The sequence below is a fragment of the Pseudomonas sp. LBUM1659 genome (genome assembly GCF_059716045.1).
Genome location: NZ_CP166797.1, coordinates 2,301,399 through 2,326,934, shown reverse-complemented (window position 1 = coordinate 2,326,934; position 25,536 = coordinate 2,301,399). Strand labels below are relative to the sequence as shown.

The following is a 25,536-nucleotide window of genomic DNA, read 5'->3' as shown; positions in this document are numbered from 1 at the left end:
TAACACCTGACCCCACAGAGGTGAGGCCGGGTGACTGTCGGGGGTACTTAAGCCAAGGTGGCTTTAGCTTTCTCGACAATCGCAGCAAACGCCGCTTTTTCGTTCACTGCCAGATCAGCCAGAACCTTACGGTCGATCTCGATGGACGCTTTTTTCAGGCCGGCGATGAAACGGCTGTAGGACAGACCGTTGATACGTGCACCAGCGTTGATACGAGCGATCCACAGAGCGCGGAACTGACGTTTTTTCTGACGACGGTCACGGTAGGCGTATTGGCCTGCCTTGATTACCGCTTGCTTGGCAACACGGAATACGCGCGAGCGAGCGCCGTAGTAGCCTTTAGCAAGTTTCAGAATTTTTTTGTGACGTTTACGGGCAATGACGCCACGCTTTACACGAGCCATGAGTTACTTCCTCTATTCTTGACTAAATTAACGAAGGCGCAGCATGCGCTCGACTTTTGCCACGTCACACGGTGCCAGCAAGCTGCTACCGCGCAGTTGACGCTTACGCTTGGTCGACATTTTAGTCAGGATGTGGCTCTTGAAAGCGTGCTTGTGCTTGATACCGTTAGCAGTTTTCAGAAACCGCTTAGCAGCACCACTTTTAGTTTTCATTTTTGGCATGTTCGGATACTCCGCATTCAGTTGATAAACATAATCAGAAGGCCTGCCGTGCCCTGTTGATTACTTCTTCTTTTTCGGGGCGATGACCATGATCAGCTGGCGTCCTTCCATCTTAGGATGCTGTTCGACCGAACCGTACTCGAGCAAGTCACCTTCAACTCGCTTGAGGAGTTCCATCCCCAGCTCCTGGTGGGCCATCTCACGGCCGCGGAATCGCAAGGATACCTTGGCCCTGTCCCCATCACTCAGGAAACGTACCAGGTTGCGCAGTTTTACCTGGTAATCCCCTTCCTCCGTCCCTGGACGAAACTTGATTTCTTTAACCTGAATCTGCTTCTGGTTTTTCTTGGCCGCAGCAACTTGCTTCTTCTTTTCGAAGATTGACTTGCCGTAGTCCATCAGCTTGCAAACAGGGGGTACTGCATCGGCGGAAATTTCCACCAAATCCAGCTTGGCCTCTTCAGCCTTAAGAAGCGCGTCTTCAATTGACACAATCCCAAGCTGCTCACCCTCAGCCCCAATTAACCGAACCTCGCGTGCCGAGATATTCTCGTTGATCGGGGCTTTCGGTGCAGCTCGTTTATCTTGTCTCATTTCACGCTTAATAATAATTACTCCGAATCTGGGCGACCACGCCGGGAAACCGCTTGCGCGAGAAACTCAGCGAACTGGGCGACGGGCATCGAGCCCAGGTCAGCACCTTCACGAGTACGCACAGCGACAGTCTGCATCTCGACTTCCCGATCTCCAATAACCAAGAGATAGGGAACCTTGAGCAAAGTATGCTCGCGGATTTTAAAGCCGATCTTTTCATTTCTCAAGTCAGACTTGGCACGAAATCCGCTTTCGTTGAGAGTTTTTTCAACCTCGGCGGCAAAATCAGCCTGTTTATCAGTGATATTCATGATCACTGCCTGGGTCGGAGCCAGCCACGCAGGGAATGCACCCTCGTAGTGCTCGATCAGGATTCCGACGAAACGTTCGAAGGAGCCCAGGATCGCCCGGTGCAACATTACCGGGTGCTTGCGACTGTTGTCTTCGGAGACGTATTCGGCTCCCAGACGGACAGGCAGGTTAAAATCGAGCTGAAGGGTACCACACTGCCAGACACGGCCAAGGCAATCTTTCAGCGAGAACTCGATCTTCGGACCGTAGAAAGCACCTTCGCCCGGCTGCAGATCATACGGCAGGCCAGCGCTATCAAGGGCTGCAGCCAATGCCGCTTCGGCGCGATCCCACAGCTCGTCGGAACCAACGCGTTTTTCCGGACGAGTGGACAGCTTCATCTCGACGTCTTTGAAGCCGAAATCAGCATAAACGTCCATGGTCAGCTTGATAAATGCAGCCGATTCGGCCTGCATCTGCTCTTCAGTGCAGAAAATGTGGGCGTCATCCTGAGTGAACGCACGCACACGCATGATGCCGTGCAGCGCACCCGATGGCTCGTTACGGTGGCAAGCACCGAATTCGGCCAGACGCATCGGCAACTCGCGGTAGCTTTTCAGTCCCTGATTGAACACTTGCACGTGGCAAGGACAGTTCATTGGCTTGATGGCGTAGTCCCGGTTTTCCGACTGAGTGGTGAACATGTTGTCGGCGTAGTTGGCCCAGTGCCCGGATTTCTCCCACAGGCTGCGGTCAACAACTTGAGGGGTCTTGATCTCGAGGTAGCCGTTGTCGCGCTGAACCTTGCGCATGTACTGCTCGAGCACCTGGTACAGAGTCCAGCCATTCGGGTGCCAGAACACCATGCCCGGCGACTCTTCCTGAGTATGGAACAGGCCCAGGCGCTTGCCGATCTTGCGATGATCGCGCTTTTCAGCTTCTTCGATACGCTGGATGTAAGCCGCCAGCTGTTTCTTGTCTGCCCAAGCGGTGCCGTAAACGCGCTGCAATTGCTCGTTTTTGGCGTCGCCACGCCAGTAGGCGCCGGACAACTTGGTCAGTTTGAAGGATTTCAGGAAACGCGTGTTCGGCACGTGCGGGCCGCGGCACATGTCGACGTATTCTTCGTGATAGTACAGGCCCATGGCCTGTTCGTTCGGCATGTCCTCGACCAGGCGCAGCTTGTAGTCTTCACCGCGGGCCCTGAACACTTCGATCACTTCGGCGCGCGGAGTGACTTTCTTGATCACGTCGTAATCTTTCTCGATCAGCTGCTGCATGCGTTGTTCGATGGCGGCCAGGTCGTCCGGAGTGAAAGGACGTTCGAAGGCGATGTCGTAATAGAAGCCCTCATCAATGACCGGCCCGATCACCATTTTGGCGGTCGGGTACAACTGTTTGACCGCGTGGCCAACCAGGTGGGCGCAAGAGTGGCGAATGATCTCCAGCCCTTCTTCATCCTTTGGCGTAATGATTTGCAGCGTGGAATCGCTGTCGATGGTGTCGCTGGCGTCTACCAGTTTGCCATTGACCTTGCCGGCCACGGTGGCTTTGGCAAGACCTGCACCAATGGATGCGGCGACCTCGGCTACGGAAACCGGGTGATCGAATGAACGTTGACTGCCGTCGGGAAGAGTAATAGTTGGCATGGCGCCTCCTCTCCTAGTGGTGACCCCTACCAAAGGTCACGTGGGTTGGGATGAGCCAGTACAAGATCCGATCCAGGCCATTCAATGACGAACGCCTGCCTTACAGCGGCAGGAGCCTTGCGGGCCAACCGGAAAATCGAACCAGAGTGACTGGGATTCAAATCAGGATTATTCGCGCGGTTGCCGCCGCCGGGACTGAAGGTCATCCGGAGCTTGCAAACGCTCGAGCGAGGCATGCTAGCACAGATGAACGGTCGTCGACGCAAGCAGACTTTGTGCGGGGGCAAATCGGGCATTTTTATGCCAGAGTGCTGAACTTGAACACCGCTTTGCCCCTCAGATAACACGTCATTGACCCACAAGGAGTATCCCAGCATGCGTCTGAACCGTTTGTTCGCCGTAGTCGCCCCCATCATTCTGCTGCTGCCATTGGCCGCCCATGCCGACTGGCCAAAGGGTGAGCGCGAGAAATACATGGCGCAATGCGTTCCTGCAGCGGCACATAAAATCGGTGATGCGAAGGCAAAAGCCGTCTGTGCTTGCGGCGCCGACCAGCTCAAATCATATCCGGCCAAAGACCTCCAGGCATTGATGGACGGCAAAGCAAGTCAAGAGCTGGGAAATCAGGCGATGCAGAAAATCGCCACTTGCAGGGTCGATACCGGCGCGAAAAAATAAGCTTCACGCATTCATTTTTTCACCTGTAATGACCAAAAAAACAGTCCGAATGTCGCTTTGTCAGACATTTTTTGAAGGTTTTACAGCTTTTTTTATCGTCTTTACTTTCGGCTAAAAGCCTTTAAAAATGGGGCTTCCAGCCACTTCAAGCACCAAAGAACGCTCGACAGAGAGGCAAACAGCACGTCCGGGGGGCTCCCAAAGCGAACATTTCGACTATGATACTCCGGTGTGCCCAGTTGGCCTGAGCAGCACAGCACTACTGAAAATATATGTTTCTTGGAGATACACCATGTCTAATCGCCAAACCGGCACCGTTAAATGGTTCAACGATGAAAAAGGCTTCGGCTTCATCACTCCTCAAGGTGGCGGTGACGACCTGTTCGTACACTTCAAAGCTATCGAAAGCGACGGTTTCAAAAGCCTGAAAGAAGGCCAGACCGTTTCCTTCGTGGCTGAGAAAGGCCAAAAGGGTATGCAAGCTGCACAAGTTCGCCCAGAGTAAGTTTCTGGCGCACTAAGAAAACCCCGTCCATGTGACGGGGTTTTTTATGGGCGAAACAAAAGCCTGGCGCGATCAGCCGCAGTTGACGCGAGTGACCACCCGATTGGCATCGGTGTGCAGGTTCAAGCGATCAGAGCGGTATTCCAGCGTCACCATGTCATTGGGCGACAGGAACCGAGCGTTCTGTGCGCCTGCGCGAGTGCGCGCCTGCTCCAGCAGTTCGGGTGAAGCCGCTTTGCCGAGGGTGAATTCGGCAGCCTTTGCTTCGCAGCGGCTATGATCCGTGTCAGTCGTCGTTACAGGGTCTTTTGCCGACTCGGATGACGTACTGCTGCAACCTGCCAGCAGAGTGACGGCGAACAAAGTACCCAATGACGCGAGCTTCCAAGGCATGAAGCCTCCTTTTTAATAATTGAGCTGAGATCGTGTGGCCGCCCTTTGGGCGATAGGTTTCAAGGCGAATGCCACCCTTACCTTGATCCGGACAGGTGCCAAGTTTGCCTGAGCATCGCCCCGACCTTCATCACTCAATCGTGACTGAATATGAACAGCGGTCAATAAACGTCGATGTAGTCGAACGGTGGGTTCGGCCAGTTCTCTTTCAGCGCATTGAAAATCTGCATGACCCAAACTTCGTCACTGGCTGCGACCAATCCTACATAGCCCGAGCCTTTGGCCCACGTCTCTAGCCGAAATCGCAGCCCGCCGATGTCAGTGCCGCCTACGACCCCCGAAGAAATGTAAGCGATGCCACTTTGGGTGACCCGCAGTTGGGTGTGCTCATCGTCATTGGCGGACGCCAACAGCTGACGTACTGCCTCAAGGGTCAAACCGTCAGGAGTGTTCAAATCGATCTGCACAGCGCGGTCCTTGAAAATTCGTCAAAGGCCAAGTGTCGCATAGCCCTCCCCCCATGCCTAAGTCGGAGTGCCAAACGCCGCGCAAAATGGTTAACTCGACATCCAGACCTCCCCGACTTCACGAGCGCCATCATGACCACTGTAAGTATCGACGCCGACATCAAAGCCAAGTGGCAAGACGGGCACAGTTCTTACAGCCCAAGTAGTACGGAAGAGCTTGCCATTATCAGTATCGATCTATTGGTCAGGGACCTTGGAACCGAGGCCGCCCAGCACTTCATCAAGCAGATTTTCGAAAAACACCTGGTGGACCAAAAGGCCACAGTGGAGGCACGACAGGCATAAAGCCCGCTGGTTGGCACCTGCGGGCGGGCGGCTTACTGCAGACGAGCCAGTCGCTGAACCAGCAAGTCGAAGAAGCCCTGAGCATGGCCACTCTCAACCCAGAAAGCATTCTTCGGTGCTTTCAGGCCGTCATGCCAGTCGACAATGGTTTGACCAAAGGTCGGGCCTTCGCGGCTATCAACGACCACGTTGACCGAGCGACCGGTAAAGAGCTCAGGCTTGAGCAGGTAGGCAATGACGGTTGCGTCATGCACCGGGCCACCCGAAAGACCGTAGTGCTCCATATCGCCTTTGACGTATTCGTTGAGAATACCGCCCACCAGCTTGCTGGCATTGTTGTTCAGCGCGGCGATCTGTTTCAGGCGCGATTCGCTGGTGAGGATCTTGTGGGTCACGTCCAGCGGTAGATAGGTCAGCTTCACACCACTTTTCAACACAACATCAGCGGCCTGTGGATCGGCGAACAGATTGAACTCCGCCACCGGCGTAATGTTGCCACCGTTGAAATGCGCGCCGCCCATGACCACCACTTCCTTGATGCCCTGAACAATCTCCGGCTCCTGGATCAGCGCCAGGGCCAGATTGGTCTGTGGACCGAGCATGGCGATAGTGATGCTGTGGGGTTTGGCGGTTTTTAAGGTATCGATCAGGTAATTGACCGCATTGCCTTCAGCCAGCTCCTTCTTCGGCTCGTGCACGGTGACGCCCGACAGACCTTCCTTGCCATGAATGTTCTCCGCATAGATCGGCGTACGCATTAACGGCTTCGGTGCGCCGGCATAAACCGGCACGTCTTCGCGCCCTGCCCACTCACGGGCCAGCCGTGCGTTACGCGACGTTTTGTCCAAACGCACGTTGCCGGCCACGGTGGTCAGCGCACGAACGTTCAACTCTTCCGGCGAAGCCAGCGCGAACAGCAAGGCGACCACATCGTCGGCGCCTGGATCGGTGTCGATGATCAAGTCGATCTTTTCCGCCGCCAGGGCGCTCGTTGCAGTAATCAGGGACACAAGCAGCAGACTCCAAAGCAGGTGATGCAGTTTCTGAGCATAGCGGTACATATCGCACTCCTTGTGCGTGGGGAAACCGAATGTGTTCAGTGCGCTAGAACGTCACCCCCGACACCAGCACGATGTTGCAGTACGGCGCACATTCGCCGGTACGAACAATCGCCCGCGCCTGTCGGCTGAGGACCTTGAACTGATCATGGCTGAGCCATTCGCGCGCCCCCAGAACGCCATCGACGTTCAGTTCGTCCAGAACGCTCAATGCCGGCGGCTGCTTGTCCAGAATCTCTTGGGCCAACACATGGCTTTCGACCTGCATTTCGCTGAGCACAACCTTTAAGGTACTGATGAAATCCGGAATTCCCTGAGTCAGCGCCAGATCAATCAGTTCGACGCCTGGCGGCACCGGCAGACCGGCATCGCCGATGACGACCATGTCACCGTGACCCAGCGAGGCAATCAGCCGCGACAACGCGACATTGAGCAGCGGTGTTTTTTTCATGGTGCTTTAAACGCCTGTACGTCAGACAAGGTGGGAATCGAGGGTTGCGCGCCAGCCCGGGTGACCGACAAGGCCGCGGCAACCTGACCGAACCGGATCGCATCAGCTTCGCTACTGCCGGCCGCTAATGAGGCGGCAAAACCACCCACGAAGGTATCCCCGGCGGCGGTGGTATCGACGGCCTTGACCTTCGGTGCCGGGAAATGCTCCAGATGGGAGTCGTCGGCGAACAGCGAGCCTTGGGCGCCCAAGGTGATAATCACTTTACCCACGCCCATGGCGATCAATCGGGTCGCGGCTGTTTCTGCCGATTCCAGGGAATCCACCGACAACCCCGTCAGGGCAGAGGCTTCACTCTCGTTGGGAATCAGGTAATCGATGGCGGCAAACCAGTCCGCCGGCAATGGGCGACTGGCGGGTGCCGGGTTGAGAATGACAGTCTTGCCCAGTTCACGACCTCGTTTGAGGGCATGGTCAACCGTAGCGCACGGCACCTCCAGCTGACAGATGATCACATCTGCCGCCTGCAATACGGCATCGAAACGGTCGATGACTTGCGGCGTCAGCGCACCGTTGGCACCCGCGACGATGACGATGGCGTTCTGACTGTTGTCATCGACCACGATCAACGCCACGCCGCTGGAGTCATCAACGGTGCTGACTGCCTGACAATCGATCTGTTCGGCCAACAGCGCCCCGCGCAATTGCGCGCCATAAGCATCGCTGCCCACACAACCGACCATCGACACATCGGCACCCAACCGGGCCGCAGCGACAGCCTGATTGGCCCCCTTACCACCGGAAACCGTGGCAAACGACTCACCGATCAGGGTTTCACCACCACGCGGCAACCTTGGAGCCCGGGTTACCAGGTCCATGTTCAGACTGCCTATCACCACTACTTTTGCTGGCATACATCACTACTCATCAATTCTGTTTCTGCGGTGCTTTGGGTTTTGTGGCTTTCTGTTTCAACGAAACTGGGCGAACACGCCGGCGAGCGGCGCAGTCGACTCTCGCAGGACAATACTGGGGGTCACGATTCGCTGCTCGGTGGCCATGTCCGGGGTGGCGATCCTGCGCAAAAGCACTTCAGCCGCCATCTCTCCGAGTTGCAGGATCGATTGCCCCACCGTGGTCAGCGCCGGGTAGACATAACGGCTCATCTGGATATCGTCGAAGCCGATCACCGATAGCTCGGACGGTACGCGAACATTGCGTTCGGCAGCCGCTCGCAGCACACCGATGCCGATCATGTCGTTGCCGGCGAAGATCGCGCTGGGCGGATTCTTTTCCAGCAAAATCGCGGCCGCGTTGTATCCGCCTGTGCTGGTGAAGTCGCTTTCCAGCATGCGTTCGTGATTCATCTCGACGCCCGCCTCTTGCAAGGCACGGCAATAACCGGCCAGACGCATTTGCGCTACGCTCGTACCCGCCGGGCCGCCAATGGTGGCGATATCCCGATGCCCCAGCTCCAGCAGATGTCGAGTGGCCAGATACGCGCCGTATTCGTGATCGATGCGCACCAGATCGACATTCACGCCCTCCAGCCCGCGGTCGACGATGACCATCGGCGTGCGCACCCCGGCGAGACCTTCCGCCAGCCCCGCATCGCCGCCGGCCGATGCTACGATCAAACCGTCAATACGTTTTTCCAGCAACACGCGAAGGTAGCTGCGCTGCTTGTCCGGATTGTCGTCGGAGTTGCAGAGGATGACGCAGTAACCCTTGCGCTCGCAGTAATCCTCAATGCCTCGCGCCAACTCGGCGAAGTACGGGTTGAGGCTGTTAGGCACCAGCAATCCGATGGTCGCGGTGGTTTTGGCTTTCAACGAACGGGCCACGGCGCTCGGCACGTAGTCCAGGGTTTTGATCGCCGCTTCGACTTTTATTCGCACCTCTTCACTGACCGGTCGGGTCTTGTTCACCACATGGGACACGGTGGTGTAGGAAATTCCAGCCAGTGCAGCTACATCCTTGATTGTTGCCATGATTCAGACCCGCCGGCTTGCGCGCTGACTGCGATAAGTATCAAGCACCACCGCCACAACGATCACCGCGCCGGTGATGATGCGTTTGGTGGGCTCGGTCGCGCCGATCTGTGCCAGACCGGCCGCCAACACGGAAATGATCAGGACCCCGAAGAATGTACTGATCACCGACCCACGGCCACCCATCAAACTGGTGCCGCCGATAACGACGGCCGCGATCACCTGCAACTCCAGCCCGGAGCCGGCATTCGGATCTGCAGCTTCGAGCCTGGAAATCTGAAACAACGCGGCAATGCCGGCCAGCAGCCCCATCAGGCTGAACACCAGAATCTTGTATGGCTTCGGATTGATACCCGCCAGACGCACCGCTTCTTCATTGGTGCCGATGCCGATCAGGTAACGACCGAACACCGTACGGGTCAGCACGGACTGGGCAATAAAGATAATCAGCAAGGCGATAATGAACGACGGCGAGATGCCGAAGGCAATCGGATTGGATAGCCAGGCGAAAGCGTCACCGATGTAGGCCGTACGCGATCCGGTCATTTGATACGCCACGCCCCGTGCCATTTCCAGCACACCCAGGGACACGATGAACGAAGGAATCCGCCAGGCCACGGTGATCGAACCGGTGATGGTCCCGGCCAATGCTGCCGCCGCCATGCCGAGCAGCGCTGCCGGCAGCACGTTCCAGCCCCAGCCGAGAATGGCCACGCTGACCGTTGATGCCGCCAGTGCCAACACCGAACCGACCGACAGGTCGATGCCGCCGATGATCAACACGAAGGTCATGCCGACCGCCAGCACCATCAAATCGGGAATCTGGTTGGCCAGGGTGCTGAAAGTGTCGTAAGAAAGAAAGTGGCTGCTCAATACCGAGAACAGCGCAATCATCGCCAGCAAGGCACCCGCCAGGCCCAGATAGGTGCCCAGACCGTAGAAATTGCCACTACGTTTGCCAGCAGAAGATGCAGTTTTCATGGAAGATCCCTAGGCGCTGCTTCGTTGAGCAACGCATCACGTTTTTGGTAGCCGGCAAAAGCGGCGGCAAGCAAGTCGTCCTGGTTCCAGCTGTCGCGCTCGAAGGTTTCTATCAGGCGCCCAGCCGATAGCACCCCGATCCGGTCGCAGATCAGCATCAGCTCGCGCAGGTCACTGGACACCACCACCAGCGCTTTACCTTTGCGGGTCAGGTCGCCGAGCAACGCATAAATGTCGAATTTGGCGCCGACATCGATGCCACGGGTCGGCTCGTCAAACAACATCACCGAGCAATCGCGCTCAAGCCAGCGGCCGATCACGACCTTCTGCTGATTGCCACCCGAGAGCTCGGAGACCAACTGTGTCGTGCTCGAACTGCGAATGCGCATGGCGTCGATCTGACGCTGTGCCAAAGCCATCTCGTCGCCGTTGTTGACGAAACCGCCACTGGAAATCACCGGCATGTTGCCCAAGGCAATGTTGGCGCTGATCGATTGGGTCAGCAGCAAACCTTCGCCCTTGCGGTCTTCTGTGATCAGGGCGATACCGTGACTCACCGCGTCGGCTGGCGAACGGATACTCACCACCCGAGCCGGTGACCCCAGCGCTACCGTGCCACTGTCTGCGGTGTCGGCACCGAAGATCAGACGCAGCAACTCGGTGCGCCCTGCCCCGATCAATCCAGAGACCCCGTAGATTTCGCCGGCGCGAACTTCGAAGGACACATCGCGAACTTTGTCGGAGCGGGTCAGACCTTTGACCGTCAACGCTGGAGCGCCGATCTTGCGCGGCCCCATGTCCATGTGTTCACCGAGCTCACGACCGACCATCAAGGTCACCAGTTGCTCGCTGTTGTAATTGGCCATCGGCTCGATGCAGACCAGGTTGCCATCGCGCAAAACTGCAATGCGCTGGGCGACCCGCGCCAACTCTTCGAGACGGTGGGAAATGTAGATGATCGCCACGCCGCGAGCCCGCAAGCGAGTGATCTGTTCGAACAGCATCTCAACTTCGCGTGCAGTGAGCATCGCGGTCGGTTCGTCGAGAATCAGCACATGGCAGTCGCCGATCAGATTGCGGGCAATCTCAACCATTTGCTGGTGGCCAATGCCGAGGTCGCCGACCAGGGTGTCCGGGTTGATCGTGTCGAGGCCAACCTGAGCCATGGCCTCGATCGCCGCTTTGCGCAATTGCTTGCGACTGATCCAGCCGCCATGGCTGGGCAAATTGTCGAGGAACAGGTTCTCCGCCACCGACAGGGTCGGCAACAGATTGAGCTCTTGCATGACCATGCGGATGCCCAGGGCTTCGGCCTGGGTCCGGCTGCCGGGGCGGTAATCCTGACCCTGGAACTGCATCTGGCCGGTGGTTGGCGTCACCAACCCACCGATGATCTTCGACAGCGTGCTTTTTCCCGCACCATTCTCGCCGGTCAGCGCCAGCACTTCGCCGGGTATCAGCGCAAGATTGATGCCGGTCAGGACGGGTTGAGCATAAGTCTTGCCGATACCGCTGACCGTCAGGACAGCGTTCGGGGCGCAAACGGACATAAAACTCTCCATGTGCTCGCCCGAACGGACGAGCACCAGTGTGTCGCCAGAAGGCTTACTGGGTGACCAGTTCAACCGGTGTTTCGATCACGCCGTTGGTGCCGCTGTCGACCTTCTCGCCCTTGATGATTTTCAGCGCAGTCTCGATACCGAACACCGCTTGCCTGGCGGCAAACTGGTCAGCAGTCGCCAGAACGCGGCCATCCTTGAGCATTGGCTTGATGGCATTGATGTTGTCGTACCCGACGACTTGCACCTTGCCGGCCTTACCCGCTGCACGTACGGCGGAAACGGCACCGACGGCCATGCTGTCGTTACCGGCCAGCAGGGCTTTGACATCCGGGTATTCGCTAAGGATCGAAGCGGCAACTTTGTTGCCTTTGTCGATCTCCCAGTCACCGGACTGCACCGAAACGACCTTGATCTGCGCCGCTTCCATCGCATCCTTGAAGCCTGCGGTACGGGCCTGGGCATTGGTAGTAGTGGAGACACCTTCGATGATGCCGACTTCGTCGCCGGCCTTCAGCTGCTTGGCCAGGTATTCGCCGACCAGGCGCGCGCCTTTGCGGTTATCCGGGCCTACGAACGGCACCGTCATGTTCTTGCTTTTGACGACGGCCGGATCCAGCTGGTTGTCGATGTTGATCACGGTGATACCGGCATCGATAGCTTTCTTGACCACCGGAACCATGGCCTTGGAATCCGCCGGCGCGATGACCAGGGCATTGACCTTGGCGAGGATCATTTGCTCGACGATGCGCGTCTGGCCAGCAGTGTCCGTTTCGTCCTTGATGCCGTTGGAGATCAGGTCGAATTCGCCGGAGTGGTCTTTTTGATAAGCCTTGGCGCCGTCTTCCATAGTCAGGAAGAACTCATTGGCCAGGGATTTCATGACCAGCGCGACTTTGGGTTTTTCAGGAGATTCGGCGAATGCCGATGAGACGGGCAGCGCGGTGGATGCAACAGCCAGCATAGCGACAGCAAGAAGACGTCCAGCGAATGGCAGCTTCATGGGTTCACTCCGATCTTATGATTATTGTGAGCAACGCTTGCGCTGGAGTAACGCCTGGACTCCGATCGTCGGCGGGTCGAGCTACCAACAGGGCCGCGCAAACGTTTGCGTAGACCGAACTATGCGAACCCTGCTGTGATTTGTCAACGACCTGTTTTATTCCTCGGAAGGTAAAAAGCCAGCCCTGTTCCTCAAGCCGTAGTGCTGACCAGGCCTCCTGTGCTGGAGTCCTTCGCCAGTTCTTTCACCAGATTGCCCGTCACTTGTGACAGCGCGCCGCTGGTGTCGGCGATTTGCCCCTGAATAGACATCACCGCTGTAGCCTTGGCTTCCGGGGTCGGATAAGACGTCGCCTGAGCAGCCGCCAGTTGTTGCTGCTGTTCGCGCAGTTGCTGTTGCAGTTCCTGCATGCGCTTGAGCAGCGTTTGCACCGCAATACTTTGGTTGTTGCCGCTCTCGGATTTGGTTTCCTCCTGAGCGCCGCCACCGGTTCGAACCTGGTTGTCGCTGCCCTCTTCCTTCCCCAGAACCTGATACGAGGTATCTGACGTCGCTTCGCTCAGGGCATTGATCGTCGACGGGGCCTTGCCACCGATGGTGATCGCGCCCGCATTGGGAAAACCGATAGAGAAGGACATGGGAACTCCTGTAAGAAAAATAACCTTTGAAGGGCATCGACCTATGCCCGGAATTCTTTAGCACGGAATCTTGATCTCGCAAGGCGACCTTCTCGACATAAATCGTAGGAGTTTTCGGAGAGCCGAACGTAAATGATCAACTTATTCGGAAACCCGGACACCGCCATGTTCAACGCTGACAGCGTCTTAGGAAATTACCTTTATAAATCATATAGTTAAAAGTTTTTCTCATTCAGCGCATGACTGGTACAGATCCTGCTCTTCACCTACACCCACGGCGTTCAGAGCTGCCGGGGGCGTATCTAGATGAACTTGCATCAGCACCGTCTGACTACTAGAGAGAAAATAATGAAATCTGCTTTCAACACTTTTATTCCGGGCGCTTTGGCCCTCCTGCTACTGCTGCCTACTGCCCTTCAGGCTAAAGAAGTCGAAACCCAACAGAAACTGGCGAACGTGGTCATTCTGGCTACTGGCGGCACCATCGCCGGCGCAGGCGCGAGCGCCGCCAACAGCGCGACGTATCAAGCGGCAAAAGTGGGTATCGAGCAATTGATTGCCGGCGTTCCGGAACTCAGCCAACTGGCCAACGTTCGTGGCGAACAGGTCATGCAGATCGCCTCGGAAAGCATCACCAATGACAACCTGCTGCAACTGGGCCGTCGCGTCGCCGAACTGGCCGACAGCAAAGACGTCGATGGCATCGTTATCACCCACGGCACCGACACCCTGGAAGAAACTGCCTACTTCCTGAACCTGGTGGAAAAGACAGACAAACCGATCATCGTCGTCGGCTCCATGCGCCCAGGCACCGCGATGTCGGCGGACGGCATGCTGAACCTGTATAACGCCGTCGCCGTCGCCAGCAGCAAAGAAGCGCGCGGCAAAGGCGTCCTGGTGACCATGAACGATGAGATACAGTCCGGTCGCGACGTCAGCAAGATGATCAACATCAAGACTGAGGCGTTTAAAAGTGCCTGGGGTCCACTGGGTATGGTGGTCGAAGGTAAATCCTACTGGTTCCGCCTGCCGGCCAAGCGCCACACTATGGACTCGGAATTCGACATCAAAACCATCAAGAGCCTGCCTGACGTAGAAATTGCCTATTCCTATGGCAACGTCAGCGACACGGCGTACAAGGCGCTGGCCCAGTCCGGCGCCAAGGCGATCATCCACGCTGGCACCGGCAATGGTTCGGTTTCCTCGCGCGTCGTTCCCTCCTTGCAAGCCTTGCGCAAGGACGGCGTGCAAATCATTCGCTCGTCCCACGTCAACGCCGGCGGTTTCGTGCTGCGTAATGCCGAACAGCCTGACGACAAATACGACTGGGTTGTCGCGCACGACTTGAACCCGCAAAAAGCCCGCATCCTGGCCATGGTTGCACTGACCAAGACCAACGACAGCAAAGAGCTGCAACGGATGTTTTGGGAATATTGATTCACCCTCGCCCGACCGGTTCTGGTTGGGCACTTTCTTAACCACTCGTCAGCGTTGACGAGTGGTTCACGCCCCTCGCAAAACTCCGATAAAAGTTTCCCCCTCTTCCTACACCACACGGGAAAAACTGCTGTCAGAGGATTTTCGTGAATTTTAAGCAGTTGCGAAAATGCCTACAGTTAAATACTGTATGCACGTCCAGCTCAATAAGGATAATCCTGTGGCCACCACCTCCGCCTCCCCTGACACCTATGCACGCATGGGTCTGCGCGTTCAGAAAATCATCAATTCCCCCACCGCTCAAAAAGCCAAAGCCGCACTGATCTTCCGACTGCCGGACGAACCCGTGGACGAGTGGGAACAATTGCTCGAAGAAATCGACGAGAACGACAACGTCACCCTCGCCTATCGCGACGATGGCGGTGTGCAGATTTTCTGGGTTGTGCCGAAGGAAGATTGAGTCAATGAGTGTCCGCTGGTTTGCTTTGCTGTTTCTGCTTATCACCCTCGGCGCCCAGGCTGGCGCCCCGCGCACCTTCGACGAAGCCAAAAAAGTCGCCTGGACGCTGTACGCACCGCAATCCACCGAGTTCTATTGCGGCTGCAAATACACCGGCAACAAGGTGAACCTGGCGGCCTGTGGTTATGTGCCGCGCAAAAACGCCAAACGCGCGGCGCGCATCGAGTGGGAGCATATTGTCCCGGCGTGGCAGATCGGCCATCAGCGCCAGTGCTGGCAGAAAGGTGGGCGCAAGAATTGCACCCGTTACGATCCGGTTTACCAGAAGGCCGAGGCCGATTTGCACAATCTGGTACCGAGCATTGGAGAGGTGAATGGCGATCGCAGTAACTTCAGTTTTGGTTGGTTGCCGGTGCAGACCGGTCAATATGGCTCGTGCCTGACTCAGGTCGATTTCAAGACGAAGAAGGTCATGCCCCGCCCCTCCATTCGCGGCATGATCGCCCGGACTTATTTTTACATGAGCAAGCAGTACGGTTTGAGCTTGTCGAAACAGGATCGCCAACTGTACGAGGCCTGGAACAAAACCTATCCGGTTGAAGCCTGGGAGCGTCAGCGCAACCAAAGCGTGGCGTGCGTCATGGGCCGCGGTAACGATTTTGTCGGGCCGGTGAATATGAAAGCCTGCGGCTGATCGCCCGCTGAAAAGCAAAAAGGCCTCGGTGTAGTACCCGAGGCCTTTTGCGTTTCTAGCCGCCTGCGTTACTGGGCCGCAGGACGCTCAAGCACTAGCAATTCGACATTCTGCTTCTTGGCCCGTGCAAGCGCCGCGGCCACCTCTGCCTGCTTGGCCTCGGTCTCGGCTTTCGAACTGAATGGCCCCATCAGAATGCGCGCCTTGCCATTTTCCATGACGACATTGGAAACGAAGCTATGCTCGATCAACCAGCCACTCAGATCGCTGACAGCCTGTGTTGTTTCGCCTCGCACTTCGAGATCCCATTGCGGCCCGCTAGCCGCAGCCGGTTCGGACGCAGGTGCGGAAACGCCTGCAAGTTTAGACTTTTGAGCGTCAACCCCCTTGCCCTCACCGCACCCTGCCAGCGCCAATAGAACGATTACCAAGACCATTTTGCGCACAACGGTTCCCTCTGAATGCTGAAAGCGGCGATTTTAACATTCATGAATACTTCCCGAGTGCCGCAAAATGGGCACAAAACAACGAGAATGATGGTGGCGGCCTCTGTATAGTTACGCCTTGGGAATTAATGCAGCATCTGCGCGTCAGAAAGAGGCACCCAAACCGTGAGACTTCGCACTAACTATACGTACCACCGACCTCTGCACTGTTCAAATCAGGTGCCCTACAAAGCAATCAAGGAGAAGACCATGCTGATACTCACCCGCAAAGTCGGTGAAAGCATAAACATCGGTGACGATATTACGATCACTATCCTGGGCGTGAGCGGCCAGCAAGTCAGGATTGGCATCAACGCCCCGAAAGACGTTGCAGTGCATCGTGAAGAAATCTATCAGCGCATTCAGGCAGGCCTCACCGCGCCGGACAAGCCGCAAACTCCCTGAATCCCGTTGCAGTCAGTAGCCAGCCCGTTCGCCCAGAACATCGGCTGGCTAAAGATTCGAGCGCCGTATTGCCCGCCGTTTACTCATTACCCTCTCTCGCCAAAACACACAGCCGATAGTACCGGTATGCCCCAGGCCATGGCTGTCAGACATTTCTGATTTTCCCCGAGGAAGGACATACCGCAACCGGCTAACCAAAGGTCACCCCACGTGCCATTCCGGTCGCTGCTATGGCCATCAGCAACACCAGCAATGCCTCGACATGACTGAAGCGGGCAAACAATTTTGCGTGCCTGGCATCAATTGCCGAGCCACGGCCAAGCGCAATTCGCCACTTGATCAGCGCCACCATTGGAGCGACCTCAAGCAGCAGAATCAGTATGAAGAGCGTCATCTTGAGATGGAACAGTGGCTGGTGAAGGTAGTAATCGGTACCTTTTTCGTACCCACCAAAGGCCCGCAACCCACCGGTGACCAGGAGGGTGGCTGCGCTGATCCCCCACAGATTATCGGCCATCAGCACGCGACGAGCCTCCCCCGTCCCGGCCGCCAGTCGGCTGAATGCCGTGCCTCGGGTCAAAACCGCCCCGAAGCCCAACGCAAAAGCCAGCAAGTGAATTGCCGCAAGAGACCAATGAACCAGCATCGATAGACTCCCATCAGACCGAGTTTAAGTTTGGCCAGTCAGTAATAGCCCAAAAACGCGGGATCTACCCGATTTGAGTGGGTGGCGCCTTGAAGGGAATCGAGTAAATGGATCGGCAACAAGCGCTCGCGCTTGTATGACTACCGGCGATGGACGGCACTGGAGCTCGAAGGGCCCTGGACAAATTTCAGGCAAAAAAAATCCCAAGCAGCTGATGGAAGCTTGGGACTTAAAAATGCATAAACCGTGGTGGTGAACGCGGGGCGATAATATCCCAACAGATCACTTGTAACAATATATTTTCACTCACTATTTGGTTAATAAAAATCGCAACTCTTTAAATATCCACACTATTTTTATGGATCTTTGGAAATCTATAGCTGCGCCAAGCCATCGCACGCCAAATCAGCAGACCAGATTGCCTGATTCAGAACACCCACATTGCCCGTCATTGAGGTCGCCAGATGTGACGAGCCCAGCGCGACGGCTGGGCTCCGGTTATTTTCTGTTTTCCATCATCTTGTCGGCGAGGGTCTTGGCTCTTTCAATCAACAGGTTCTGCCTGTCTTCGTGAGTAGCCCCTCCTACTACCGGTGCCGTCAGATTGCTTTCCGCAATCAACGCAGCGCAGAAATATTGATCCCAAACAACCCTGCTTTCAGATGCCTGCTTGTTCATTTGATCGGCGATCATATGCGGCTCCTTTTGGTGAGGTAACACCGCTATCTTACGCCCGAATCGTGAACTACCCGTGCTACTGAAGCCATTTTGAAAAGTAAGAGTGGCAGGGTGTAGCGGGATTGGCCAAAGGAAAACACATCAGGGAGATCAAAGCGGGTTAGTCGTCCCTATCGTCACGATCACGATCGTGATTGCGTTCATACCCCTGATCAGTCGCGACGATCATATCTGCGGTTATGCAAATCAAAGGTCGCCGATATGACCGTGAGTCTGTTCAATGATTCACTGGTGAGATTCAGCAAAGCAGCCACAAGAGCCATCGCCTTTTGCGACCATTTAGAAACCAATAAACATTGGTCGAAACGGTTGCATTTTGGGAAAGAATTTCCCGCAAAAAATCCCACCTCCGACGTTCTGCCGACCAAACACAATCCACCTTAGGCAGTAGTGAACCACTAAAGCATCGCTGGAAATCTCGCCACCAGGTTCGCCAGACATAAAGAGATGGAGGTGAAAATAGAAGTCCCGAAGCGAAAAATACACCACCCCCTCCCAATAACTGGTCCAACACTAGAAAACGGCTATCGTTGTATGTATCGGTCCACTTCGGACCAATAGTGTTCTGATGGAGAGTTTTTATGAATAGAAGGAATCTTACTGCTGTGGTCACCACCCTTCTTGCGGGAATCGCACCAACAACTTCTAGCGCTGCCCCCCTTACAGATCCGATTTTTGCATTTGGCTTAGTAGGAAGCTACAGCGTACTCGAATTCTCCGGACACAGAAGCTCCAACACCGAGCACATGCCGGAAGGAGGACTATTTCTCAACTACGGTAACAAAATGACGGCCCAGGCCGGCCTTGTTTGTCATGCAGAAATCAGTGGGCAGTACTCTGAAAAACAGGATCAAAAAGTAAAGGATGGCCAAGCTGACTTGGATCTTGGCTGGAGGATTGCTTTGAATTCACGCAATTTTATAGATATTTTGCTGGGCGGCGGATACAAATGGAATCGATTTCACCCGGACTCTAACAAGTACGACACTGATATCACCAACCAAACTTCTTTCGCTAAAGCAGCTGCAGGCTACAATCATCAGTTCAGCACTACAATTGTGCGTATTGAAGCGGGAATTCGAAAGGGAATAAATGGTGATGCGCAACTAAAACTCCATGGGTTCTATAGCGAGAGTCTGGATTTAGAAAACAGCACCAACCCTTTTGTTGAGCTGAGTTTCCTGTTCAATCCGCACGAATCGATTCCGGTTGTAGCGTCACTATACTTCAACCGGTTCAATTATGACCTGGATGGGCAATTTGCAGTGACCGACCTCGACAAACAAACCAGGGATGAGTATGGCGTAAAATTGGGTATCGCCTTTTAACGCTTGGAAATCAACTGAAAACAGGCAGCTCAAGCTCCCTCGTCCGGCGTCCTGCCGACCGAACACCACTCCATCCAAATCATTTTTTCGACTAATACGCTCTCGGTGCTCCTGCCGTCTGAGTGAATCACTTTTCACGACCACCATTAGCGCGAGGCCCTAGCCTCATCTAAGGGAAAAAACCCGTCATGTAGGGCACTCCCCTACAGACAGCAGTTTGCCTAGCTGGCTTAAATCACTCACCAGCAAGGACGCATCCCGACCCTACACTCGCACCACTAAAGGCAGTCGAGGACGATGCGTTATCTAATCTTCATCCTCATAGCTATGATCGTTGTCACCCTTGGGGTAGCGCTGTATGGCTGGTATAGCCACCTGCGAGATGACGAAGACTACACATATTCGCCCGAAAACCCTGTCAATTTAACTCCTGCACGTACGGCTGGCATGCTAACAGCAGCCAGGCCGCGACAGCGAGATCACGCCAGCGCCGCCGAGTCCTTCGCCCACAACCTCAGCCGATCCGGATGGCCATTGAGCCCACCGTTGATTCGCCGAGTGATGAACTCGAACTTGTTGGCATCGGCCGAGGTGTTCAGCCCCTTGGTCGCCCAGAACCAGGCGGCCGACCGGCAGGCATACTGCGGCGGCTCCAAAAGCTCCGGCTGAGCAGGTTGTCGGTGACTGTCTGCGCTCACCGCTGGTGTCGCTGTACCTGATCCACTACAAGCCCAAGGCCAGCCGTCGGGAGCAGATCGATGCCAATGACCACTGGACATGGGTGACACCGGTCTTCTTTCCAGCCAGCCAGCCAGCTTCTGGGCGCCAATGAAGTTGAGCCTCGATTCAAAGGTTAAGACAAGCAAGACGAGCAGGCAGTAATGTCTAGTGAGATCCTCCTTGCGGTTCCCGGCGGCCTCCATTTCCTCGACTTGCTTCCTGAGGTGGTTCGCCGTGTTGGAGATGTCATTGTGGATGTTGTTCACTGCATTGAGCGAGTAGTCCTACCTCCTTTGTGTAAGCCTGTCCATCGACCAAAGGCTAACCAGTGCAACCGTTTGTCCATGCCTTCGCGCTCAAAACGTCTCCTACAGGCTCTAAGGCGCCCTCCTACCTGTAACAATCCCCCCACCCGTACGAATGCCAGAGCGTCACTTTTCTACTGCTATGCTGATAACATCTGTTTCCTACACTAGAGACGAGCAGCATGGCAGCAGAAGGCAAGCGATCCCAGCTCACTTTCAAGACTATGGCCTACTCGGCCGGGGGCCTCCTTGTCGCCTGGGCAGTCACAAAGCTGCTCGACACTTACTTCGAGCTGACGTTGTTGGCAGATACCAAGGGCTGGCTGCTACGTGCTTCGGATTGGCTTTTACTGGAAACGCCAATGCCGAATTGGTCGCTGCTGATGATTATCGCGACTTTAATCAGCACTCTGTCTGTAGCGATTTACTACACCCGCACCCCTGACGGAGTTTACGGCGAGTTACATGAGATAGAGCGAAAAATTTATAAAAAGAACAACCCTCAGTTTCCACAGTTGACGGATAACCAAACGCTACTGATGGAAGCTTTAGCCTATCATGCAAACTTCAGAAAAATTGCAAATTTAGACTCGGTTTGCAAACTTGTCTCACTCAGCACGCAGGAAGTTGAAGCAGACCTAAAGCAACTCGAAGTTAAACGTCTTGTGAAGCGAAGTGCGACACGCGGCACATTCGGCTCCACAACTTTTTCACTTACCTTGGCAGGTAAGGATTATGCATTAGAGCGACTTGAGCTAACGTAGTAAAGACACACGGAACGTGACCTAGAGGCACGAGTAACTTAATTCACCCTATCGGCGACATGATTCACCTTTTCACAAGATCAAGTGGACCCATGTGCGTGATATCTACGGGTGCGAACTGACTAGTGATAGCTATCGAGGGATTTGCGAGCGAAACGAAGAAAACGGGACGGCGAAGAGATTAGATTGGAGTGACAAAAGGCGGGATGCGATGGGCAGTACTATCGGAAAAGAAAAAGCCCCGTAACCCATTGAATTACAGGATTCTTAGAATAATGACGAAGAGATCGGGATTTGAACCCTTAGTTCCCACTCTCACCAAAACCTCTCGACAACACAACCTCCCACTGCGACAAGAAGAACCCCAGCTCAGGACATCTGACCAATAGTTGCCGTTGGCGACAAAAAACTATCGATTGCTTCCCTTGCCACTTCGGGATCTGTGCGACCCCCAGTGACTGCTATTCCTATCGCGAGCAGGCCAAAACGGATGGCGCTAAAGCCAGCCATTTTGGTTTTGATCGCCTTGCGCTAAACCGCAAATCTCGAAACCAGACCGTTGAGTGAAACGGCCAGGCGCGACAACTCCTGGCTGGCAGCGCTGGTTTGTGTCGCGCCAGCCGCGGTCTGCGAAGCGAGCTCGCGGGTTTTCCTCGGCATGCTCACGCCATCCCGGGCGTGAGCATGCGCCGATCACTCAGGTAAAGGCGAAGTCTGCCTCGGTGATGGCGGCCTGTGGGACGCCGATCAAGGTGATGCTTCCCACACCCGGCTGGCCAGTGACGCTAATGACAGCCTCGCCGAACTGTTCTCCAACGGTGAGATTCGCGAAGGCCAAACCGCTGGTGCTCAGGTCGATCAGGTCAGTGCCGTCCTCGAAGTCAGCGATAGTGTCCGTTCCCCAGAGGGCACCGAACTGGAACCTGTCCGCATCGAGACCGGGTTCGAACTGAACGCTGCCGACCATGAAGTCATCCGCCGCACTGCCCACCAGCAAGTCTTCCCCCGTGCCACCGATCATGAAGGCGCCTGCGCTGCCGGACTGCAGTGTGTCGTTGCCTTCATTACCCTCAAGGGTCGTCTGGAAAGCGAACTCGGCGCTGCTGCCGATCACCAGGTCGTTCCCGGCACCGCCGAAGGCACTGCCGAAATCCTCGATGGTGAGCGTGTCGTTACCCTCGCCGCCAAACAGATTATCCAGGCCTGTGCCGCTCAGCAGCACGTCGTCACCGGTACCGCCATCGAGCAGGTCCTCGCCCGCCTGGCCGAACAACTGATCGTTGCCGCCGAGGCCGAAGATTTTATCGTCGCCATTGGTGCCGACAATGATGTCGTTTCCATCGGTGCCGGCCGTGACGAAGACGGTATTGTTACCGAAATCGCCCACCGTGAAATTCTTGACGCCGAGGAACTTCACCGTGAAGTCGGTGCTGTCGAGCCGGCCGTTATCATCCTCGTCCGCTATCAGCCAGGTGTTGCCCTGACTGACCGTGTAGAGCAGGTCGGTGATGCCGTTGCCGCCGCCGACCAGTACCGCGCCCAGCTGTGGATTGAGCGTGACTTGGCCACGAAATACGAACTCATCGACCAGTTCGATCGTATCGCCCCCGGCCACACCTGCGCCCTGGAAGTCCTGGACCGTATCGAAGGTCGCGAAAGGTGAGTTCGGGTTGAACGAACCGAGGAAGAACTCGAACTCGTCATTGCCGGCGCCGCCGTTCAACTGGTCTGCCCCGGCGTCGCCTTCGAGCACGTCGTCACCTTTGCCGCCGAACAACTGGTCGTTGCCGGCATCGCCGAACAGTTCGTCGTTGCCGTCCTCGCCAGACATCTGGTCGTTGCCGTCTTCGCCGAACAGGCTGTCGTTACCGATGCCGCCAAACAGCTGGTCGTTACCGGCATCGCCGTCCAGCGTGTCGTTGCCTGCACCGCCACTCACTATGTCATTGCCGTTGCCGCCGGCAAGCAGCGAGTCATTACCGGCACCACCGTCAATGATGTCGGCGCCGTCGTTGCCCGTGATGCTATCGCTGTCGTCGCCACCGTTCAGGATGTCATTGCCGAGCCCACCGGTCAGCAGATCGTTGCCTGCGCCACCGTTCAGGATGTCGTTGCCGGCGCCGCCGTCGACGATGTCATTGCCGTTACCAGCGTTAATCACATCGTTTCCACCGAGCGCAAAGATCCTGTCGACCTCTGCGGTGCCGTTGATCACGTCATTGCCTTCGGTGCCACGCAGGACAAAGGTCGTGGTGCCGAAATCGGCTTTTACGAGGTTGTGCCGTCCCGTCAGTTGTACGGAGAAGTCCGTGGCGTCGAACACGCCATTGTCGTTGGAGTCCGCGAACAGCAACGTGCTGGCGGCACCTGCGACATAGAAGACCTCGGTGAAGCCATTGCCACCGAAACCGAGCGAAGCGCCGAGCGTAGGTACCGTGCTGCGAGCCCCCTCGAAAACCAGCCGGTTGTTCGCGGAGAGGACCAGGGTGTCACCACCAGGAACGCCAGCGCCCTGAAAGTCGGAAACCGTGTCGCGGGCCAGGGAAGAGGAGTCCGAGCCACTGCCGACAAACCAGTTGAAAGAGTCATTACCCGCGCCACCGGTCAGGGTATCGGCACCGGCATTGCCCGTGAGCCTGTCGAGTCCGATGCCACCGCGAAGGAGGTCGTCACCGTCACCACCGGAGATATCATCGTTGCCGTCACCACCTTCTATTGTGTCGTTACCTCCCTCACCCAGAATAAAGTCGTCGCCACCAAGGCCGAAGATCTGATCGGCCTCCGGGTTGGCAAATATAAAGTCGCCTTGTGCGGTCCCATTGATTACAGCCATGGTTCTACCCTCCCTTGAAGGAGATGGTAAGCGTGAATTGGCGTACAGCGGGTTGAGGCTAATTAGACAAGCCCCCAGGGGCACAGGTGCGCCACTTGAGCCTGACCGTTTATCGCAAATGCAACCGAGTGTTGATGAGCGCTGGAGCATTCGCCAACCCTCCAACGCTGCCACATGTCTAGCGCCGGAGTTCCAGGGCAGGAGGGATTGAAACGCTGTCACTCCCCGGCGACTCAAGGAAATATTAGGAAACACTTAAGACTACCCTGCGGGGAACTTTCAAAATGTTCTACCGCACACGGTGGGTGACGGCGGAAGCGATCAAGCTGGCCGATGACGGCGCGCTCTGGCCATGCTCACCGGTGAGGCTGCACCGAAGTTCAGCGGCTGTCTGGAGCGATTTGAAAGGGAATGGCTAACCACCAAGACATACGCCGCGAGCACCCCGAAGGAAATCAAATTCAAGTTGGCCCGATATCGCGAGGACCTGGGCGATTTGATGATGGGGCAACTTGACGCGCTGACGATCGCCGAATACCTGGATGGTTTCGAAAACAACGTCTACACGAAGCACCGTGGGCTGCTGGTGCAGGGGTTCGCGTTCGCCGTGGCCAAAGGCCTATGCAATCGCAATTCCGCCGAGCTGACCCTGGTTAAGAAGGAAGCCGAGAAGAAGCGCCAGCGGCGCACCGTCGGGGGATTGAACAAGATTTTAGAGTACGTAGGGACACCAATTTGGCTGAAGCGCGCCATCCGGCTGGGGTTGCTGAGTCTTCAGCGGCGGGAAGATATCGTGATGTGGCCTAAATCGGCCGTGGACCTCGAGCAGAACGCCATCAAGGTATCGCCCGGGAAGACACAGAACTACGGGAAGCCCGTGTATCTGGAGATAGTCATGGGCCAGGCGCTCCGGGAAGTGGTCATGGAGTGCATGCGGTCGCCGGTCGTCTGCCCGTACCTCATCCACTACTCGCCGAAGGCTCGCAAGCGGACACAACTGGACGCCAAGCTACACTGGAACGCAGTTACGCCGGACTACCTGACGAAGTCCTTTGCCCAAGCTCGTGACGATTCGAAAGCTTACGAAGAGTTGCTAGCGGGTGAGCGCCCCACCTTTCACGAGATCCGTGCACTCGGCGCATGGCTGTACGAACAGCAGGGTTTCGAACAGGAGTACATATGGGGCACGCGGACGTGAAGATGACCGAGCACTACCAGACAGGGCATGGCGATGATGCGGTGGTTTACATGAAGGTCAAAGCCGACCTGAAGGTGTAGTGCGGTGGGCGCTTGCCCAAAATAATCCCAAAGTTTTCCCAAACACCAGACAACAAAAAAGGGCCCACCTTTCGGTGAGCCCTTCTAGACCGCCCAGCAGAGCGGATTTTGTTTGGTAGGCGCGATTGGACTCGAACCAACGACCCCCACCATGTCAAGGTGGTGCTCTAACCAACTGAGCTACGTGCCTGCTGTGAGGCGGCATTCTACGGAA

At 56.0% G+C, this 25,536-nt stretch carries 29 protein-coding genes and 1 tRNA gene; 10 read left to right on the top strand and 20 right to left on the bottom strand.

Features of this window, described 5'->3' with window-relative positions:
- Positions 1–47 precede the first annotated feature (47 nt).
- From rplT to thrS, 4 genes are read right to left on the bottom strand one after another with little or no spacing between them, the layout of a single operon-like run.
- Positions 48–404: a 50S ribosomal protein L20 gene (rplT, locus tag ACA048_RS10505; RefSeq protein WP_007905879.1), complete on the bottom strand. Its 357-nt coding sequence runs from the start codon at positions 402–404 to the stop codon at positions 48–50.
- A gap of 27 nt (positions 405–431) precedes the next feature.
- A complete protein-coding gene (gene rpmI / locus ACA048_RS10500; protein WP_008145659.1) occupies positions 432–626 on the bottom strand; it encodes a 50S ribosomal protein L35 in 195 nt (64 codons plus the stop codon).
- A 60-nt stretch (positions 627–686) separates the two neighbouring features.
- Positions 687–1,238, bottom strand: a complete 552-nt coding sequence (gene infC, locus ACA048_RS10495; protein ID WP_172668659.1) for a translation initiation factor IF-3 — start codon at positions 1,236–1,238, stop codon at positions 687–689.
- Positions 1,238–3,160 (bottom strand): threonine--tRNA ligase, encoded by a 1,923-nt coding sequence (gene thrS / locus ACA048_RS10490; RefSeq protein WP_497629046.1) that lies wholly within the window; start codon positions 3,158–3,160, stop codon positions 1,238–1,240. Before thrS ends, infC begins: the two co-directional genes overlap by 1 nt.
- 375 nt (positions 3,161–3,535) lie before the next feature.
- Here thrS and ACA048_RS10485 point away from each other — a divergent pair, with 375 nt between their 5' ends.
- Together ACA048_RS10485 and ACA048_RS10480 are read left to right on the top strand one after the other, a co-directional pair.
- Complete coding sequence (locus tag ACA048_RS10485; RefSeq protein ID WP_497629045.1) at positions 3,536–3,838, top strand: hypothetical protein; 303 nt, start codon at positions 3,536–3,538, stop codon at positions 3,836–3,838.
- Positions 3,839–4,130: 292 nt separating this feature from the next.
- On the top strand, positions 4,131–4,343 hold the full coding sequence (locus ACA048_RS10480) for a cold-shock protein (protein ID WP_003179963.1): 213 nt from the start codon (positions 4,131–4,133) through the stop codon (positions 4,341–4,343).
- 72 nt (positions 4,344–4,415) lie between these two features.
- Here the strand turns inward: ACA048_RS10480 and ACA048_RS10475 are convergent, their stop codons facing one another.
- Complete coding sequence (locus tag ACA048_RS10475; protein WP_497629044.1) at positions 4,416–4,736, bottom strand: I78 family peptidase inhibitor; 321 nt, start codon at positions 4,734–4,736, stop codon at positions 4,416–4,418.
- Positions 4,737–4,897: 161 nt separating this feature from the next.
- Positions 4,898–5,203, bottom strand: a complete 306-nt coding sequence (locus ACA048_RS10470) for a hypothetical protein (protein ID WP_497629043.1) — start codon at positions 5,201–5,203, stop codon at positions 4,898–4,900.
- Between the two features lie 132 nt (positions 5,204–5,335).
- Between ACA048_RS10470 and ACA048_RS10465 the strand changes: the two genes are divergently transcribed.
- Positions 5,336–5,548: a hypothetical protein gene (locus tag ACA048_RS10465; RefSeq protein ID WP_497629042.1), complete on the top strand. Its 213-nt coding sequence runs from the start codon at positions 5,336–5,338 to the stop codon at positions 5,546–5,548.
- 32 nt (positions 5,549–5,580) lie between these two features.
- On the opposite strand, the gene ACA048_RS10460 is transcribed toward ACA048_RS10465, so the two are convergent.
- The 8 genes from ACA048_RS10460 to ACA048_RS10425 form a co-directional block, all read right to left on the bottom strand.
- Positions 5,581–6,609, bottom strand: coding sequence for a nucleoside hydrolase (locus ACA048_RS10460; RefSeq protein ID WP_497629041.1), 1,029 nt, complete (start codon positions 6,607–6,609; stop codon positions 5,581–5,583).
- A gap of 43 nt (positions 6,610–6,652) precedes the next feature.
- A complete protein-coding gene (rbsD, locus tag ACA048_RS10455) occupies positions 6,653–7,057 on the bottom strand; it encodes a D-ribose pyranase (RefSeq protein WP_497629040.1) in 405 nt (134 codons plus the stop codon).
- On the bottom strand, positions 7,054–7,971 hold the full coding sequence (rbsK, locus tag ACA048_RS10450; RefSeq protein ID WP_497629039.1) for a ribokinase: 918 nt from the start codon (positions 7,969–7,971) through the stop codon (positions 7,054–7,056). The genes rbsD and rbsK overlap by 4 nt, the downstream gene beginning before the upstream one ends.
- 57 nt (positions 7,972–8,028) lie before the next feature.
- Positions 8,029–9,048, bottom strand: a complete 1,020-nt coding sequence (locus tag ACA048_RS10445) for a LacI family DNA-binding transcriptional regulator (protein WP_497629038.1) — start codon at positions 9,046–9,048, stop codon at positions 8,029–8,031.
- 3 nt (positions 9,049–9,051) lie between these two features.
- Complete coding sequence (locus tag ACA048_RS10440) at positions 9,052–10,029, bottom strand: ABC transporter permease (RefSeq protein ID WP_497629037.1); 978 nt, start codon at positions 10,027–10,029, stop codon at positions 9,052–9,054.
- Positions 10,026–11,579 (bottom strand): sugar ABC transporter ATP-binding protein, encoded by a 1,554-nt coding sequence (locus ACA048_RS10435; protein ID WP_497629036.1) that lies wholly within the window; start codon positions 11,577–11,579, stop codon positions 10,026–10,028. Before ACA048_RS10435 ends, ACA048_RS10440 begins: the two co-directional genes overlap by 4 nt.
- Before the next feature lie 55 nt (positions 11,580–11,634).
- Positions 11,635–12,591, bottom strand: coding sequence for a sugar ABC transporter substrate-binding protein (locus ACA048_RS10430; protein ID WP_497629035.1), 957 nt, complete (start codon positions 12,589–12,591; stop codon positions 11,635–11,637).
- A gap of 191 nt (positions 12,592–12,782) precedes the next feature.
- The gene (locus tag ACA048_RS10425; RefSeq protein ID WP_497629034.1) at positions 12,783–13,229 is read right to left on the bottom strand and encodes a hypothetical protein; all 447 of its coding nucleotides are present in this window, start codon (positions 13,227–13,229) and stop codon (positions 12,783–12,785) included.
- A gap of 348 nt (positions 13,230–13,577) precedes the next feature.
- On the opposite strand from ACA048_RS10425, the gene ACA048_RS10420 reads away from it, so the two are divergent.
- The 3 genes from ACA048_RS10420 to ACA048_RS10410 all read left to right on the top strand — a co-directional run bounded on the left by ACA048_RS10420 (position 13,578) and on the right by ACA048_RS10410 (position 15,820).
- Positions 13,578–14,666, top strand: a complete 1,089-nt coding sequence (locus ACA048_RS10420; RefSeq protein WP_223511522.1) for an asparaginase — start codon at positions 13,578–13,580, stop codon at positions 14,664–14,666.
- 169 nt (positions 14,667–14,835) lie between these two features.
- The gene (locus ACA048_RS10415) at positions 14,836–15,126 is read left to right on the top strand and encodes a DUF1654 domain-containing protein (protein ID WP_497629033.1); all 291 of its coding nucleotides are present in this window, start codon (positions 14,836–14,838) and stop codon (positions 15,124–15,126) included.
- 4 nt (positions 15,127–15,130) lie between these two features.
- Positions 15,131–15,820 carry an endonuclease gene (locus ACA048_RS10410; RefSeq protein ID WP_497629032.1) on the top strand — a complete coding sequence of 230 codons (690 nt, stop codon included), beginning with the start codon at positions 15,131–15,133 and terminating at the stop codon, positions 15,818–15,820.
- 68 nt (positions 15,821–15,888) lie between these two features.
- Here the strand turns inward: ACA048_RS10410 and ACA048_RS10405 are convergent, their stop codons facing one another.
- Positions 15,889–16,266 (bottom strand): SPOR domain-containing protein, encoded by a 378-nt coding sequence (locus ACA048_RS10405; protein ID WP_497629031.1) that lies wholly within the window; start codon positions 16,264–16,266, stop codon positions 15,889–15,891.
- A gap of 249 nt (positions 16,267–16,515) precedes the next feature.
- Here ACA048_RS10405 and csrA point away from each other — a divergent pair, with 249 nt between their 5' ends.
- Positions 16,516–16,710, top strand: coding sequence for a carbon storage regulator CsrA (gene csrA, locus ACA048_RS10400; RefSeq protein WP_007938114.1), 195 nt, complete (start codon positions 16,516–16,518; stop codon positions 16,708–16,710).
- Between the two features lie 190 nt (positions 16,711–16,900).
- Here the strand turns inward: csrA and ACA048_RS10395 are convergent, their stop codons facing one another.
- Both ACA048_RS10395 and ACA048_RS10390 read right to left on the bottom strand, forming a co-directional pair.
- Positions 16,901–17,356 (bottom strand): DUF2214 family protein, encoded by a 456-nt coding sequence (locus tag ACA048_RS10395; RefSeq protein ID WP_497629030.1) that lies wholly within the window; start codon positions 17,354–17,356, stop codon positions 16,901–16,903.
- 498 nt (positions 17,357–17,854) lie between these two features.
- The gene (locus ACA048_RS10390; RefSeq protein WP_497629029.1) at positions 17,855–18,049 is read right to left on the bottom strand and encodes a hypothetical protein; all 195 of its coding nucleotides are present in this window, start codon (positions 18,047–18,049) and stop codon (positions 17,855–17,857) included.
- Positions 18,050–18,675: 626 nt separating this feature from the next.
- On the opposite strand from ACA048_RS10390, the gene ACA048_RS10385 reads away from it, so the two are divergent.
- A complete protein-coding gene (locus ACA048_RS10385) occupies positions 18,676–19,422 on the top strand; it encodes a hypothetical protein (RefSeq protein ID WP_497629028.1) in 747 nt (248 codons plus the stop codon).
- Between the two features lie 479 nt (positions 19,423–19,901).
- Here ACA048_RS10385 and ACA048_RS10380 read toward each other — a convergent pair whose 3' ends face one another.
- Positions 19,902–20,408, bottom strand: a complete 507-nt coding sequence (locus tag ACA048_RS10380; protein ID WP_497629027.1) for a hypothetical protein — start codon at positions 20,406–20,408, stop codon at positions 19,902–19,904.
- Positions 20,409–20,629: 221 nt separating this feature from the next.
- On the opposite strand from ACA048_RS10380, the gene ACA048_RS10375 reads away from it, so the two are divergent.
- Positions 20,630–21,211: a hypothetical protein gene (locus ACA048_RS10375; protein ID WP_497629026.1), complete on the top strand. Its 582-nt coding sequence runs from the start codon at positions 20,630–20,632 to the stop codon at positions 21,209–21,211.
- A 697-nt stretch (positions 21,212–21,908) separates the two neighbouring features.
- Here the strand turns inward: ACA048_RS10375 and ACA048_RS10370 are convergent.
- Positions 21,909–24,044, bottom strand: coding sequence for a calcium-binding protein (locus tag ACA048_RS10370; protein ID WP_497629025.1), 2,136 nt, complete (start codon positions 24,042–24,044; stop codon positions 21,909–21,911).
- A gap of 352 nt (positions 24,045–24,396) precedes the next feature.
- On the opposite strand from ACA048_RS10370, the gene ACA048_RS10365 reads away from it, so the two are divergent.
- A complete protein-coding gene (locus ACA048_RS10365; RefSeq protein WP_497629024.1) occupies positions 24,397–25,242 on the top strand; it encodes a tyrosine-type recombinase/integrase in 846 nt (281 codons plus the stop codon).
- Positions 25,243–25,435: 193 nt separating this feature from the next.
- On the opposite strand, the gene ACA048_RS10360 is transcribed toward ACA048_RS10365, so the two are convergent.
- A tRNA-Val gene (locus tag ACA048_RS10360) sits at positions 25,436–25,512 on the bottom strand.
- Between the last annotated feature and the right edge of the window lie 24 nt (positions 25,513–25,536).

Excerpts from the sequence above, each read along its gene's own strand:
- rplT (WP_007905879.1), bottom strand. The coding sequence starts at position 404 with ATGGCTCGTGTAAAGCGTGGCGTCATTGCCCGTAAACGTCACAAAAAA.
- rpmI (WP_008145659.1), bottom strand. The coding sequence starts at position 626 with ATGCCAAAAATGAAAACTAAAAGTGGTGCTGCTAAGCGGTTTCTGAAA.
- thrS (WP_497629046.1), bottom strand. The coding sequence starts at position 3,160 with ATGCCAACTATTACTCTTCCCGACGGCAGTCAACGTTCATTCGATCAC.
- ACA048_RS10485 (WP_497629045.1), top strand. The coding sequence starts at position 3,536 with ATGCGTCTGAACCGTTTGTTCGCCGTAGTCGCCCCCATCATTCTGCTG.
- ACA048_RS10480 (WP_003179963.1), top strand. The coding sequence starts at position 4,131 with ATGTCTAATCGCCAAACCGGCACCGTTAAATGGTTCAACGATGAAAAA.
- ACA048_RS10475 (WP_497629044.1), bottom strand. The coding sequence starts at position 4,736 with ATGCCTTGGAAGCTCGCGTCATTGGGTACTTTGTTCGCCGTCACTCTG.
- ACA048_RS10465 (WP_497629042.1), top strand. The coding sequence starts at position 5,336 with ATGACCACTGTAAGTATCGACGCCGACATCAAAGCCAAGTGGCAAGAC.
- ACA048_RS10460 (WP_497629041.1), bottom strand. The coding sequence starts at position 6,609 with ATGTACCGCTATGCTCAGAAACTGCATCACCTGCTTTGGAGTCTGCTG.
- rbsD (WP_497629040.1), bottom strand. The coding sequence starts at position 7,057 with ATGAAAAAAACACCGCTGCTCAATGTCGCGTTGTCGCGGCTGATTGCC.
- rbsK (WP_497629039.1), bottom strand. The coding sequence starts at position 7,971 with ATGCCAGCAAAAGTAGTGGTGATAGGCAGTCTGAACATGGACCTGGTA.
- ACA048_RS10445 (WP_497629038.1), bottom strand. The coding sequence starts at position 9,048 with ATGGCAACAATCAAGGATGTAGCTGCACTGGCTGGAATTTCCTACACC.
- ACA048_RS10440 (WP_497629037.1), bottom strand. The coding sequence starts at position 10,029 with ATGAAAACTGCATCTTCTGCTGGCAAACGTAGTGGCAATTTCTACGGT.
- ACA048_RS10435 (WP_497629036.1), bottom strand. The coding sequence starts at position 11,579 with ATGTCCGTTTGCGCCCCGAACGCTGTCCTGACGGTCAGCGGTATCGGC.
- ACA048_RS10430 (WP_497629035.1), bottom strand. The coding sequence starts at position 12,591 with ATGAAGCTGCCATTCGCTGGACGTCTTCTTGCTGTCGCTATGCTGGCT.
- ACA048_RS10425 (WP_497629034.1), bottom strand. The coding sequence starts at position 13,229 with ATGTCCTTCTCTATCGGTTTTCCCAATGCGGGCGCGATCACCATCGGT.
- ACA048_RS10420 (WP_223511522.1), top strand. The coding sequence starts at position 13,578 with ATGAAATCTGCTTTCAACACTTTTATTCCGGGCGCTTTGGCCCTCCTG.
- ACA048_RS10415 (WP_497629033.1), top strand. The coding sequence starts at position 14,836 with ATGCCTACAGTTAAATACTGTATGCACGTCCAGCTCAATAAGGATAAT.
- ACA048_RS10410 (WP_497629032.1), top strand. The coding sequence starts at position 15,131 with ATGAGTGTCCGCTGGTTTGCTTTGCTGTTTCTGCTTATCACCCTCGGC.
- csrA (WP_007938114.1), top strand. The coding sequence starts at position 16,516 with ATGCTGATACTCACCCGCAAAGTCGGTGAAAGCATAAACATCGGTGAC.
- ACA048_RS10395 (WP_497629030.1), bottom strand. The coding sequence starts at position 17,356 with ATGCTGGTTCATTGGTCTCTTGCGGCAATTCACTTGCTGGCTTTTGCG.
- ACA048_RS10390 (WP_497629029.1), bottom strand. The coding sequence starts at position 18,049 with ATGATCGCCGATCAAATGAACAAGCAGGCATCTGAAAGCAGGGTTGTT.
- ACA048_RS10385 (WP_497629028.1), top strand. The coding sequence starts at position 18,676 with ATGAATAGAAGGAATCTTACTGCTGTGGTCACCACCCTTCTTGCGGGA.
- ACA048_RS10375 (WP_497629026.1), top strand. The coding sequence starts at position 20,630 with ATGGCAGCAGAAGGCAAGCGATCCCAGCTCACTTTCAAGACTATGGCC.
- ACA048_RS10370 (WP_497629025.1), bottom strand. The coding sequence starts at position 24,044 with ATGGCTGTAATCAATGGGACCGCACAAGGCGACTTTATATTTGCCAAC.
- ACA048_RS10365 (WP_497629024.1), top strand. The coding sequence starts at position 24,397 with ATGCTCACCGGTGAGGCTGCACCGAAGTTCAGCGGCTGTCTGGAGCGA.